Source organism: Streptomyces sp. CA-106110 (assembly GCF_050936285.1).
Taxonomy (GTDB): Bacteria; Actinomycetota; Actinomycetes; order Streptomycetales; family Streptomycetaceae; genus Streptomyces.
The window spans coordinates 9771024-9783020 of record NZ_JBNJNB010000001.1; the positions used below are offsets into that span (position 1 = coordinate 9771024).

Consider the following 11997-nt stretch of genomic DNA (forward strand, 5'->3'; position numbering starts at 1 on the left):
TTGCAACGACGTTGCGCGTCCGGACACGCAGGCCGGGCGAAGGGGGGTGGGTCGTTGCGCAACTGGTGTGGGGAAAGCGCACGTTGCGTATCGGCGGATGTGGGCCGTTCCCCGACTGCCCGGGGCGGAGCGTAGGTTGCGTACCGGGAAGGTTGTGCCCCCGTCCTGGTGCGCGGACGAGGGCACGGTGGTTCGTCAGTCGCGGTGCAGCAGGCCGGAGGCCCAGAGTTCGATCGCGACGGCGATCCATTGTGGGGTCGTTCCCGACGCGGTCAGCACGATCACCGTGACCGCGAGGGCAACAACCCACCGGGAGTGTGGGCTTCTGTGGTGCGGGCACATCTCAGACGGAGACGCAGCCACGCGCTCCTCCTTTCAGGTTCGCCTGAGGCGGGCTCCGTCGCGTGCCAGGTCGGGAAGCCAGGCGCGACGGGTCCTGCATGGACTTGCTGGATGTCCTACCCGCGCGTTCGTCGCGGGTCCGCGCTTCACACCGGCGCACCGGCCGGGCGTGGTGCCACAGGGGGCGCGCTCGGTTCGGCCGTGGATGCGGGTGGCCCTGGTCACCCTTCTCACCAGCCTGTTTGCCGGTCAAGGGCCCGAACATCACACGCCGTGTGCGAGACGGGGCCCGCGTGTGAAGCTTCCGCCCGTCGCACAGGGGGCGCGTCCCGAGAGTCCGCCGACGCGACGACCCGCGAGGCCGGTCCGCGCTGCGCGGACCCCTTCCGTTGCGGCTTCGCGGGCATGGGGCGAAGATCAAAGGGGATTTGTCCGATACACGAGCTGGGGTGCGTGGTGGGTGCCATGCCTCGTCCGACATCCGGCGGCCACCGGGACCCTCCGGCAGGGCCCGTCGCCCCGAACGGGGATCCGGTCCTCGCCGCGCGCTTCAGCGTGCCCGTCCCACCACAGGCCTTCGTCCGCAGGCCCCGCCTCACGGACCGGCTCACGCAAGGCGTGCGCGGGCCTCTCACGCTGGTCAACGGGCCCGCGGGAGCCGGCAAGACCCTGCTCGTCGCCGACTGGCTCGCCTCGGGAGCAGCCCCCGGGCAGGTGGCGTGGCTGACGGTGGCGCCCGAGGACAACGGGCCCGGTGTCTTCTGGACCTATGTGCTGGAGTCCCTGCGGCGACACGGGCTGGCGGCCCGGGACGACATCGGCAGCCCGGCCCGCCCGGGCGAGGTGGACCACTCGCTGCTGACCAGGCTCGCCGCGCAGCTCAGTCTGCGGGAGGAGCCCCTGGTCCTGGTCCTCGACGAGTTCGACCGGGTGGGCACCTCGGCGGAGGTCGCCGAAGAACTCCAGTTCGTGCTCCGCCACGCGGGCCAGGGACTGCGTCTGATCGTCATCAGCCGCACGGAACCCCTGCTGCCGCTGCACCGCTACCGGGCGGCCGGCGAGGTCACCGACATCCGGGGCGCCGACCTGGCCTTCCGCCCGAAGGAGACGGCCGAGCTGCTGAGCCGCCACGGCCTGCACCTGTCGGAGGACGGGACCCGGGCCCTGACGGAGCGGACCGGCGGCTGGGCGGCCGGACTGCGACTCGGCACCCTGGCCGCCCAGGGCGCCGGTGACCCCGAGGCCTTCCTCAAGGACTTCGAGGCCGGCCAGAGCACGCTCGCCGACTTCCTGCTCGCCGAGGTGCTCGACACCCAGCCCGCCGAGACCCAGGACCTCCTGCTGCGCACGAGCATCCTCGAACAGATCCACCCCGGGCTCGCCAACGCCCTCACCGGCCGGGACGACGCGGAAGCGATCCTGGCGGGACTCCAGCGCGCAAACGCCTTCGTCGAGGCCATCGGCCATTCGTGGTACCGGCTGCACCCTCTGTTCGCCGAGATCCTCCGGGTCCATCTGCGCGTCCGGCACCCCGGGCTGGAACCCGAGCTCCACCGCAGGGCGGCGCACTGGCTGAGCGAGACGGGGCTGCTCACCGAAGCCCTCCCGCACGCGGCGGACGCGGGCGACTGGGAGCTGGCCGCCACCCGGTTCGTCGACGAGCTGGCGATCGGGCGGCTGCTGACCGGACTGGACGCCGAGCAGCTCGACGCCCTCTTCGCCCGGATGCCTCCCGACGCCTCAGGGCCGGCCGCCGACCTGGTGCGCGCCGCCCGTGAACTGGCCCGCCACGACGTCGACCGCGGCCTTGCCCACCTCCGCCGCGTCGAGGAGAACCTCCCCGCCGAGGAGTCCTCCGAGTGCGCGCCGCTGCGCCTGAGCTGCGCCCTGCTGCGCGTCCTGGCAGCGCGGATGACCGGTTCGGCCGACCTGGCCGAGGCGGCCGCCGATGACGTGGAGGCGGCGGAACGCACCCTGCCCGCCGAGCGGCTGGCCCAGCACCCGGAACTGCCCGCACTGATGCTCACCGACCTGGGCTCGGCACAGCTGTGGGCGGGCCGGTTGGACGCCGCCCAGTCCTCGCTGTCCGCCGCCGCGGAGGTGGACGCGGGACCGGAGACGGCGTTGCCGCGGCACGAGTGCCTCAGCCGGCTCGCCTTGATCGACTTCCTGCGCGGCTGGCCAGGCCGGGCCGAGGCACATGCCCGGGAGGCGGTCGCGGAAGCCGAGCGCTCGGGACTGACGCCCGATGCCCGCACCGGAATCGCCCAGCTCGTGCTGGCCGCCGTCGCCATCGACCGCGACGACCTCGACGTGGCACGCGCCCACCTCGACCACGCCGCCTCCTCGACGCTGCCCCGCGACCCCCTGGTCAGCGCGGGCCTGGCGCTGCTGCGCTCCCGTCTCCTGCTCGCACGGGGGCACCCGCAGGCGGCGCTCCGGCTCCTGGAGGACCAGGAGGGGCTACCGGCCCTGACCGAGCCCTCGCCGTGGGTCGACGACCGCACGGCCCTCACCATGGCGGGCGCCTACCTCGCCGAGGGCCGTCCGCAGGCCGCGCGCGAGGTCCTCGAGGAGGACCGGGCCGCCGGACCGGAGAGTGTCGTCGCCGCGGCCCGTGCCCGGCTGGCCGCCGGTGACGGCGAAGCGGCACACGACCTGCTCGCGGCGCTCCCCGCCGGGCACGGTGAGGGACCGGCCATCACGGTACGGACGCTGCTGGCCCGGGCCCAGATCGCCGATGCCCTGGGCGACGCGGCTCAGGCGCAGCAGCTCGTCGCCCGGGCCCTCGCCGCGGCACGGCCGGAGAACCTGCGGCGGCCGTTCCTGGAGTCGGGTCCCTGGCTGCGCCGGCTGGTGCGACACCGGCCCGACCTGGCGCAGGGCCACGACTGGCTGCCGTCCTCGCTGTTCGGGCACGCCCCGGTGGCGGACCCGGCCGAGTGTGGTTCCGCGCCGGTGACCGAGCCACTCAGCGAGCGCGAGCACGAGGTACTGGAACGGCTGGCGCAGATGATGTCGACGGAGGAGATCGCCGCCGACCTGTATCTGTCGGTGAACACCGTCAAGACACACCTGAAGAGCCTGTACCGCAAGCTGGCAGCGACCCGCCGCGGCGAGGCGGTGCGCCGGGCCCGCGAACTGCATCTGCTCTGACGCGCCCGTCGTGCGCCTGCCCGGTCGCCGGGTGCCCGGATCACTCGGGGAGGCGTCGCATCTCCACCACGTGCAGTCCGAGCGCCTGGCAGCGCGCCAGCAGGCCGTACAGCTGTGCCTCGTCGACGACCTGGCCGTACAGCACGGTCTGGTGGGGCACCACGACGCTCTCCAGTTCCGGGAACGCCTTGGTCAGCGTCTCCGACATCTGCCCGTCGACGCGGATCTCGTAGCGCATGAGAACCCCTTGCGATCGTACGGTTCCTCGTGCCCCCGGCAGCCTCCGCGGACGGCACCGCGGGCCGGCCCGGACCGGCCGTTCAGGAGACCAGCACCTTGGCCTTGGCCGCCTCGTACTCCGCGTCGGTGATGTCGCCGTGGTCGTGGAGGCCGGCCAGCTGGGCCAGCTCGTCGGCCTTGCTCGTGCCGGCCACGGGGCCGGAGGCGGCCGCCTCCCGCACGTACGAACGGAACGCCTGCTCCTGGGCCTGCGCCCGTCGCATGGACCGTTCGCCCATGCCCCGGCCCCTGGCGACCAGATAGGCCAGGACGCCCAGGAACGGCAGCACGCACACGAACACCGTCCAGCCCGCCTTGGCCCAGCCGCTGAGGCTGTCGTCGCTGAAGACGTCGTAGATGACCCTGAACAGGAGCATGAACCACAGGACCCACAGGAAGAACCACAGCATGGTCAGGAACGCGTTGAGCAGGGGGTAATTGCTCACGACGACCTCCGGGCGCCGGCCCGCCCGTGCGACGGCGCGGACGGGGGAGTGACTTCTGACGCACCCAACGGTCGGTCCGGCGCGGAGCGCCGGCATCACCCGGTGCGGGTGGCCGTAGGCCTCAGGTGAGGAGGGGCACGAGGAGGCTGACCAGGCTGAGGTGGCTCGTCCGTGCGGGCATCACCTGCGGAGGGTGAGGGCCGATCAGCGGGCGTCCCCGGGCGGGCGTGGCCCTTGCGTCCGTGCGTCGGCCGTGGCCCTGCCGCTGGCGGCCAGCAGCGCGACCAGGGCGAGGACGGTCAGCAGGACGAGCACCAGGAGCACGACCGTCAGCACGGTGGGTGGTTCCACAGCGTGAGGACCAGCGCGACGACCAGCAGCGCCGCGATCGTGAGCCACGGGCGACCGACACCAGCACACAGGCGAGCACGGCCAGGACCGCCGAGACCGTGCACCGCGCGATCCGTGCCGCGCCGCGCCCGCGTTCCCGCCGCGGGCCGACCGGGCCTTCACTCTTCTGTGCCGGTTCGGGGGAGCTGGGGTCCTGGACGACGCTCATGGGGTCTCCGGCTCCTTGGGATCCGTTCTTCCCATTGCGGCCGTACGCCGGGCGGTCGGCACCCCGGGAGCGTCCCTCTGGGCGAACCCGGCCCGGCCTACCGCGGCGTGATGGCGTCCCTCGGCGCGACGCACAGCGCCCAGATGATGAACCCGTACAGCGCGATCAGCGTGAGCGACCATACGGGGTAGTACGGGATGGACAGGAAGTTGGAGATGATCAGCAGGGACGCGATCACCACCCCGAGGACCCGCGCCCAGGGGGACAGCGCGAACAGGCCGATGCCCACTGCCACGGCGACCGCCCCGAGCACCAGGTGGACCCAGCCCCAGCCCATGAGGTCGAACTTGAAGACGTAGTTGGGGGTGGTGACGAAGACGTCGTCCCGGGCGATGCCCATGATGCCCCGGAAGATGTCGAGGATGCCGGAGATGAAGAGCATCACGGCGGCGAACAGGGTCAGACCGGTCGCGGCCGCCAGGGTGCCGGGCGAGCGGTCGTGCGACGGGGTGGTGGCCATGAGTGGACCTCCATTCGGTGCCCGGCTGCTGCCTACAGCCGTTTACCAGTGAGCGTGCACCGGACGGGCGCCGTGTTCCTCACCCGGGAAGGGTGACGACGCGAGGCTCGCACACCCGATCGACTAAGCCAGCGACTCCTTTCGCCTGACCCTGCCCCCGCCGGCGACCCGATCCGGCTACGGGATCAGTAGTCCCTCCGGAAGCCGTGGCGGTGTCCCGTCGTAGCGGCCCAGGACCTGGCCGAACCGGACTAGTTCGCCGTACGTTGCGGGGTCCGTCTCCTCGGTGAGCAGCAGGTCGAGTACGGCGACAGCCGCCTGTCCGGGCGTCTGCGCCCCGCTGAAGTCGGAGAACCACGGCCGGGACAGAGGCGTGTCGATCAGTCCGGGGCAGACCGCGGCGATCAGCCGGTCCGCCGGCAGGTCCACGGCCCGGCGCTCGGCCGCCACCGCCCGCACGGCCGCGACCTGGGCGACCTTCGACGGTACGTTGATCCAGCGGGGCCAGCCCAGCTCCTCGGCCGTACCGGCGTGCAGGGCCGTCCGCCAGGACTCGACGGCCTTCTCGACCTCGTCGAGCGAGGCACCGTCGAACAGGGGCCGCAGCCCGGGGGTGAGATTCCCGAGCGTGCCCAGGGAGCTGGCGACCACCAGCAGCCGCCCACCGGGGCGCAGCACCGGCGGGAACGAGCGCAGTACGGCGTGAGCGCCGCCGTTGGCGACATCGATGAAGTCGTCCGCCTGCTCGGACTGGGAACGGTCCGGGGTGAGCATGGCACTGGCGTTGGACACCACGAAGTCCATCCCGCCGAACCGTTCGTCGAGCCCGGTGGCGAGACGGGTGACGGCGCCGGCGTCGGTGACGTCGAGGACCCGGCCCTCGACCCGGCTCCGGGTGGCGGGGTCCGCGGTGATGCGAGCCGTGGCCTCGGCCACCCGCTCGGGGTTGCGTCCGGTCAGCAGGACGAGGTCGTCCGGCCCGAGGCGAGCGGCCAGGCCCGCTACGAGGGCACGGCCGAGGCCCTGGTTGGCGCCGGTGACAAGGGCGATGCGCGGAGAAGTCATGCGTCCACGCTAGGAACGGTCCGGCCATGAGTCCAACGAAAGTCCCTCACCTCTGGTATGCGTAAAACTCATGGACTTCACCGATGTCTCCCTCGTCGAACTGCGTGTCTTCCGGGAGGTCGCCGAACGCGGCACGCTCACCGCGGCGGCGACGGCCCTCGGCTACACCCAGTCCGCGGTCTCCCGGCAGATCGCCTCACTGGAACGAGCCGCCGGTGCCCCGCTGTTGGAGCGCCGCCGGGACGGGGTGCGGCTGACCGCCGCCGGGCATGTCGTCCTGCGGCGGGCGGCGGCCGTGCTCGACGAGATCGACGCCACGGCGCGCGAACTCGCCGGGCTGCCCACCGAGGGAGGCACGGTGCGCCTGGGCTGGTTCGCCAGCGCGGGCGCCGTTCTGCTGCCGCGGGCCGTCGCCGCGCTGCGGCGCACCCACCCGGCCATCACGGTCACCACCCGCGAGGGCACCACGCCCGCCCTGGTACGCGCCTTGCGTGCCGGAACGCTCGACCTGGCGCTGGTGGCCATGGAACCGCCGTACCGTCCGCTCGACACTGAGGCGTCGTCCCTGGCCGTGCGGACGCTGAGCGAACGCAGCCTGCTGCTCGCCGTGCCCGCCACCCATCCCTTCGCCCGGGCCGACTTCATCGACATCGCGGATCTGCGCGGCCAGCGGTGGATCGCGGCTCCCTCGTCCGGCAAGGAGAGACTGCTGGGGGTGTGGCCGGGACTGGACGAGCGGCCCGAGATCGCGCACACGGCGCGGGACTGGCTGGCGAAACTGCACCTGGTCGCGGCGGGTTGCGGAGTGACCACGGTGCCGGCCGCGCTCGCCGCCGCGGCACCGCCGGGCGTACGGATCGTGTCCGTGCGCGGTGGTCCGCAGGAGTTGCGCCGACTGGTCGTGGCCCATCTCCCGCACCCGCTGCCGGAACCGGCGGCCCGTCTGGTGGAGGCCTTGCGTACGGCGTCGGCGGACACGGCCGGCCCGCCGTAGTCCCGCCACCGCCGCCACCGCGCGGTCGCCCGTGTGAGACCCCCTCACGCTCGTACGGTAGGGTTGGCCTGCGCGATCACGCGGAACACCGCGGAGTCGCACCGGGACGTGGCGCAGCTTGGTAGCGCACTTGACTGGGGGTCAAGGGGTCGCAGGTTCAAATCCTGTCGTCCCGACAGTGATGTTCTGCGGGTCGGGGCCCTCTTCGGAGGGCCTCTGGTGCGTCAGTGCGAGCAGTTGGGGACCTCTCTATCGCTCCCCGTGCTCGCACCGTTCCCAGTCGCCGTCGCCAGCGTCAACTGACGTTGACTGGGCATCGCGCGATCCGGTCGAGATGGTTGCGCTCCCGAAGCGGGTGACCTACTGCTCCCTCCTTTTACTGGTCAAGAGGTCGGCTTGCTCCCAGTCCTACAACGGGGGTCGTGCGGAGGGTCGACCCCATGTCTGATTTTGTCGTCCGCTGGGCGCGCACTTCACGTGGCTGCCTCGGGCCGCACATGGGGTACTCGCTAGCCGCAGGTTTGAGTCGCCGTGGCTGGAAAGAGCAGCAACCTGTGCCGCTCGGAAAGTTGCCGCTGTAGGTCGCATGTCGTCATGAGGTGACTTTCTGCTGGGCCGACACGGGGCCGAAGGCGCCCGGCTACTTCTCGGGCACGGCAAGGACGTACGTCCCCTTGGCTGGCACCACTCCCACGAGACCACACACGCACAGCGGCTTGGGTGTGGGGTCCCAAAAGCCCGCATATGCGCTGACCTGCGTGTTCGCCTGCTATTATTGATCTTTGTCCGAACCTGTCACCGGTTCTCCAGCCGGGCCGCCAGTTCGCCGGGGAGAGCGTCCCGGTTCGCACAGGTGACGGCGATGAGTTCGACGCCGGGGCGCCGTTTCAGGGCGTCGGTGAACGGGTCGCTGTGCGTGTGAACGGTCGCGATGACATCAGTGTCGGCCTCGAAAACGGACCGGACAACCTCCCTGAACGAGGCGGAGGCCAACTCCATCCGCCCAAGCTCGTCGATGAGCACGAGCTGTCCAGGCGCCGGATCCGCCGAAGCGGACGTCAGCGCCGGCAGCGCCTCCTGGTCTATCACGTCCAGGTTGACGCCGTATCTTCCCACCCTCGGCGGTCCCGGGAAGTCGACATGGGCGAGCACGGCGCGATGTCCCGCCGCCGTCTGTAGAGCGAAACCGACCCGGGCGCCGTGCTGCCGGATCTCCTCCGTGGTGAAGCCGACGATGGCGCGGCTGGGCAGAAGCACGGCCAGTCGGCGGACGGCGGTCGTCTTACCCACACCGGGGCGTCCCTCCAGCAGGATCCTCGTCGGCATTTCGTATTCCCTCTCGGGTCGGCGTGCTTCCATGAGGGTTCCAGCGGGAAGGGCCTCGCCGCCCCAACTGGGCTGATCGGGTCTCTTGTGCGCCCGCCTGGTGATGTTCATACGGTTCACTGGGTACTCAGCAGCACGGCGTCCGGCGACCGTCAGATGACTCCACGCCACCACAGCGGGGAGGGGGACGACATCTCGTCTCCCTTGACCTGGTCGACGGCACCGGAGGGCACAGCGGAGCTGGTCCTGGTCGGCGAAGACCCAGACGCACCGGGAGGGACGTTCCTCCACTGGCTGGTCACCAGCATCGCGCCGGACAGTTCCGGTGTCGGCGAGGGCGAGGTGCCTGCGGGCGGCCACGCGTGGCCCAACGACTTCGGACGAGTGGGCTGGGGCGGTCCCATGCCTCCGCCCGGGCACGGCCCACGCCGCTGACGGACGGACCGGCACGCCGCCCGGCCCGGACGGCAGCGCTGCGCACCAGCCGGCACCGATCGGAACCCCTGTCGTCCGACGGCGCGAAAGGCCTTCACGGGCAGGGGCCGGTGGGTGCCCTTCGTGTGCGGGGTGCCGTCACAGCCAGCCCCGGCGGGCCGCGTGCCAGGCGAGTTGCATGCGGGTGGCCGCACCCGCGAGTTCCATCATGTGCTGGATACGGCGCTGCACGGTACGCCGGCTCAGTCCCATCTGCGTCGCGATCGCCTTGTCCGCCACACCGGCGACCAGCAGGGCGAGCAGCCGCAGGTCGGTGGCGGTCAGCGGGTCGGGACCGGTCACCCCGTCGGTTCCGGAGACCGACCCGCTGTCGTCGACGCCCAGCGGGACGGCGTCCTCCCAGTAGCGTTCGAAAAGAGCGATCAAGGCGGCGAGCAGATTGCTGTCCCGGACCAGGGCCGCGGTGGGCTCCTCGGCGCTGCCGCGCGGCCCGCCCGGTACGAGCGGGCAGACGGCGATGGAGCGGTCCGCGATCGCCAGGCGCAAAGGCAGATGCGGTACCGCGCGAGCGGTCTCTCCGGCGCGCACGCCCGCCACCACGTTGTCGACGGCTCCCTCGTCGTCGAAGAAGGCCTTTTCGTACACGACGCGGTAGCGCACCCCACGGGCCAGGGCGTCGAACTCCGCGGTGTTGCTGCCCGAGGGCATGGCCACGTACTGGGTCTTGCAGAACCAGAGCATCTCGTCGTGGGCGCTCGCCTGGATCTGGCGCAGATGCTGGCGCAGCGCCTCCGCGCCGGTGATGACCTCGATCAGTTCGCCGGCGTCCTGCCTGCGCATGGTGTCCCGGTAGGACTCGAGCAGACTGGTGGCCTCGGCCCGGGCGAGGTCCAGCGCATCGGCGCTGCGCTTCAGCCTCGGCAGGAGCGCCACGTCGGGGGGAGTGGCCCGGAAGAACCGCGGCCTGCCGTCCGTGTGGCTCGCCATCCCCTTGGAGGCCAGCGTGTGCAGGACATGAGCGGCCTCTGCCTCGTTCAGTCCCGTTCTGTGGGCGACATCGGTGGCGGAGGCCCGCCCCGACGTCACGAGGAGTCGGTACACCGACTCCTCGACATCCGAGACCCCAGCGGCCTCCAGCGCCACGGCGCCCTCCCCGAGACCGGCAGCTTATCGGTTGAGCACCGTACTACACGGAATGGCAAATCGGTGGGCGAGGGTCCGGCTGCCGCCCCCTCGCCCACCGCTGACTGCCTCACAGAGCGCCGGCTTCTTTCCAGGTGGGCGCGCTGTGTCGGCTGCCGGAGGGCGTTGCCCGAGGGTCCCGCGCCGGGATGCGCAGCGTCACATTCGCGATGCCGTGCATCCGGGACGGCCTGCTGACGACCGCGCTGGATCAGCGGTGCGCGGAAAGGCCCTGACCGCGGGCGCACAGGGCGGCAGGAGGCTCCGCGTTCCGCGCCGGAGGCATGCCGCCCCTCAGCACAGCGTGGCGACCGCCGTGCGGTGGAGGAGGTCCTGGGCTCGGTCCCACGACAAGCCGTTCTCGACCACGAGGGTGCGCCAGCCCGACGGGCCGAACCAGAACCACAGCAGGTCCGCCGTCTCCTCGACCGAGTAAGGGGGACGCGGTTCGAGAGTGTGCAGATGGCGGGCGGCGGCGCTCAGTACCGAGCGATAGACCGCGGTGTAGCGGTCCCAGAGCGCCTCCCCGTTCTCGTGGACCGGCAGCGCCTTGCGGATCGACTCGTGCACCGTGAACTGGCTCTCGTTGCCGAAGCGCGTGCCACGGGCGAGCCGTTCGAGGACCGCCTGGGGCGTGCGCAGCGCGAGCAGGTCCGCCAGGGACTGCTCGTAGCCGGAGTCGCGCTCGCCCTGTTCGACGATCCGGTCCAGGATGTCGCCCTTGCTGCCGGCGCTGGCGAAGACGGTCTTGGGCGCGACGCCGGCCGCCGAGGCGATGTCCGCGACGGTCACCCGGCCGTACCCGCGCTCGGCGAACAGCTCCGTGGCCCGCTCGAGGATCAGGGCACGGGTCCGCGCGGCGGCCTGCTCGCGCAGCGGGGAGACATAGCGGCGAGGAGAGGACATGGCGTCATCCTAGTGAAAGTGATCACATGATTGCACTATTCATTAGGCGCCTTATAACCTCAATCTGAGGAGCGGTGGTGGAGCAAGGGGATGTCCTGTCCCGTGCTGCCCCGTCCGTCCCCGCGACCGAGGCGCACGCCTCGCACGACCGCTGAAAGGCATGGAAGCAATGGGTATGGATGCCGCGGAACTGGCCGACGGGCTCTTCCGGGTCCTTGCGACCGGAGATCCGGCACTGGCACTGGAAGTGGTGCACGAGGACTTCCGTAACCGCGAAGCGGCCGTGGCACCCCCGGCCTGCGCGCTCCCCGGACCCGCGGGCACCCTCGCCTCGGGTGCGTGGATGCGGTACGCCTTCAGCGACCTGCGCTTCCCCGTCCTCGGCGTCGCCCGCAACGACGACCAGGTCTGGGTACGGCTGCGCATGCAGGGCCGTCACACCGGCGCGTTCGTCCGGTTCCGCGACGGCGCGCTCGACCAGGCCGTGCCGCCCACCGGCCGTGAGATCGACTACGAGCAGATCCATGTCCTCGACGTGCGCGACGGCAAGGTCGTCGGACACGAGGCGGTGCGCGACGACATCACCATGCTCGGTCAGCTCGGTGTCTTCCCTCCGGCTCCGCCCACGGCGTTGCGCATGCTCGCCTGGCGGGTGACCGGACGCGCCGCCCGCGCGGCCGCCCAGGTCACGGCGGAGGCGGCCGAGGCGGCCGCGTCGCTGAAGGGGTGACGGGGCGCGCCACGCCACACCCGTAGCCCAAGCAGCCGCTGCTCGGACAAGGGCGTG

General features: G+C 71.6%; 13 protein-coding genes and 1 tRNA gene. 5 read left to right on the top strand and 9 right to left on the bottom strand.

Annotated elements, in window-relative coordinates; genetic code table 11:
- Positions 1-195 precede the first annotated feature (195 nt).
- Positions 196-363 carry a hypothetical protein gene (locus ACQEXA_RS45100; protein WP_432925183.1) on the bottom strand — a complete coding sequence of 56 codons (168 nt, stop codon included), beginning with the start codon at positions 361-363 and terminating at the stop codon, positions 196-198.
- Between the two features lie 444 nt (positions 364-807).
- On the opposite strand from ACQEXA_RS45100, the gene ACQEXA_RS45105 reads away from it, so the two are divergent.
- On the top strand, positions 808-3498 hold the full coding sequence (locus ACQEXA_RS45105) for a LuxR C-terminal-related transcriptional regulator (protein ID WP_432925181.1): 2691 nt from the start codon (positions 808-810) through the stop codon (positions 3496-3498).
- Between the two features lie 40 nt (positions 3499-3538).
- Here ACQEXA_RS45105 and ACQEXA_RS45110 read toward each other — a convergent pair whose 3' ends face one another.
- From ACQEXA_RS45110 to ACQEXA_RS45130, 5 genes are all read right to left on the bottom strand, one after another.
- Complete coding sequence (locus tag ACQEXA_RS45110; RefSeq protein WP_432925179.1) at positions 3539-3736, bottom strand: hypothetical protein; 198 nt, start codon at positions 3734-3736, stop codon at positions 3539-3541.
- An 82-nt stretch (positions 3737-3818) separates the two neighbouring features.
- The gene (locus ACQEXA_RS45115; RefSeq protein WP_432925177.1) at positions 3819-4223 is read right to left on the bottom strand and encodes an SHOCT domain-containing protein; all 405 of its coding nucleotides are present in this window, start codon (positions 4221-4223) and stop codon (positions 3819-3821) included.
- Between the two features lie 204 nt (positions 4224-4427).
- Positions 4428-4574: a hypothetical protein gene (locus ACQEXA_RS45120; protein ID WP_432925175.1), complete on the bottom strand. Its 147-nt coding sequence runs from the start codon at positions 4572-4574 to the stop codon at positions 4428-4430.
- A gap of 305 nt (positions 4575-4879) precedes the next feature.
- Positions 4880-5302, bottom strand: a complete 423-nt coding sequence (locus ACQEXA_RS45125; protein ID WP_432925173.1) for a DUF7144 family membrane protein — start codon at positions 5300-5302, stop codon at positions 4880-4882.
- 177 nt (positions 5303-5479) lie between these two features.
- Positions 5480-6367 (bottom strand): SDR family NAD(P)-dependent oxidoreductase, encoded by an 888-nt coding sequence (locus ACQEXA_RS45130; protein ID WP_432925171.1) that lies wholly within the window; start codon positions 6365-6367, stop codon positions 5480-5482.
- Between the two features lie 70 nt (positions 6368-6437).
- Here ACQEXA_RS45130 and ACQEXA_RS45135 point away from each other — a divergent pair, with 70 nt between their 5' ends.
- Both ACQEXA_RS45135 and ACQEXA_RS45140 read left to right on the top strand, forming a co-directional pair.
- A complete protein-coding gene (locus ACQEXA_RS45135; RefSeq protein WP_432925169.1) occupies positions 6438-7361 on the top strand; it encodes a LysR family transcriptional regulator in 924 nt (307 codons plus the stop codon).
- Between the two features lie 102 nt (positions 7362-7463).
- Positions 7464-7537 (top strand) — tRNA-Pro (locus tag ACQEXA_RS45140).
- A 619-nt stretch (positions 7538-8156) separates the two neighbouring features.
- Here ACQEXA_RS45140 and ACQEXA_RS45145 read toward each other — a convergent pair.
- Complete coding sequence (locus tag ACQEXA_RS45145) at positions 8157-8687, bottom strand: NTPase (RefSeq protein ID WP_432925167.1); 531 nt, start codon at positions 8685-8687, stop codon at positions 8157-8159.
- A 156-nt stretch (positions 8688-8843) separates the two neighbouring features.
- Between ACQEXA_RS45145 and ACQEXA_RS45150 the strand changes: the two genes are divergently transcribed.
- Positions 8844-9122 (top strand): YbhB/YbcL family Raf kinase inhibitor-like protein, encoded by a 279-nt coding sequence (locus tag ACQEXA_RS45150; RefSeq protein WP_432925165.1) that lies wholly within the window; start codon positions 8844-8846, stop codon positions 9120-9122.
- 138 nt (positions 9123-9260) lie between these two features.
- On the opposite strand, the gene ACQEXA_RS45155 is transcribed toward ACQEXA_RS45150, so the two are convergent.
- Both ACQEXA_RS45155 and ACQEXA_RS45160 read right to left on the bottom strand, forming a co-directional pair.
- Positions 9261-10265: a helix-turn-helix domain-containing protein gene (locus ACQEXA_RS45155; protein ID WP_432925163.1), complete on the bottom strand. Its 1005-nt coding sequence runs from the start codon at positions 10263-10265 to the stop codon at positions 9261-9263.
- 333 nt (positions 10266-10598) lie between these two features.
- Positions 10599-11210, bottom strand: coding sequence for a TetR/AcrR family transcriptional regulator (locus ACQEXA_RS45160; RefSeq protein WP_433132826.1), 612 nt, complete (start codon positions 11208-11210; stop codon positions 10599-10601).
- A gap of 175 nt (positions 11211-11385) precedes the next feature.
- Here ACQEXA_RS45160 and ACQEXA_RS45165 point away from each other — a divergent pair, with 175 nt between their 5' ends.
- A complete protein-coding gene (locus ACQEXA_RS45165) occupies positions 11386-11940 on the top strand; it encodes an ester cyclase (protein ID WP_432925159.1) in 555 nt (184 codons plus the stop codon).
- Positions 11941-11997 lie beyond the last annotated feature (57 nt).

Coding starts and splice junctions, on each gene's coding strand:
- ACQEXA_RS45105 (WP_432925181.1), top strand. CDS start 808: ATGCCTCGTCCGACATCCGGCGGCCACCGGGACCCTCCGGCAGGGCCC.
- ACQEXA_RS45125 (WP_432925173.1), bottom strand. CDS start 5,302: ATGGCCACCACCCCGTCGCACGACCGCTCGCCCGGCACCCTGGCGGCC.
- ACQEXA_RS45130 (WP_432925171.1), bottom strand. CDS start 6,367: ATGACTTCTCCGCGCATCGCCCTTGTCACCGGCGCCAACCAGGGCCTC.
- ACQEXA_RS45165 (WP_432925159.1), top strand. CDS start 11,386: ATGGATGCCGCGGAACTGGCCGACGGGCTCTTCCGGGTCCTTGCGACC.
- ACQEXA_RS45160 (WP_433132826.1), bottom strand. CDS start 11,210: ATGTCCTCTCCTCGCCGCTATGTCTCCCCGCTGCGCGAGCAGGCCGCC.
- ACQEXA_RS45145 (WP_432925167.1), bottom strand. CDS start 8,687: ATGCCGACGAGGATCCTGCTGGAGGGACGCCCCGGTGTGGGTAAGACG.
- ACQEXA_RS45135 (WP_432925169.1), top strand. CDS start 6,438: ATGGACTTCACCGATGTCTCCCTCGTCGAACTGCGTGTCTTCCGGGAG.
- ACQEXA_RS45150 (WP_432925165.1), top strand. CDS start 8,844: ATGACTCCACGCCACCACAGCGGGGAGGGGGACGACATCTCGTCTCCC.
- ACQEXA_RS45110 (WP_432925179.1), bottom strand. CDS start 3,736: ATGCGCTACGAGATCCGCGTCGACGGGCAGATGTCGGAGACGCTGACC.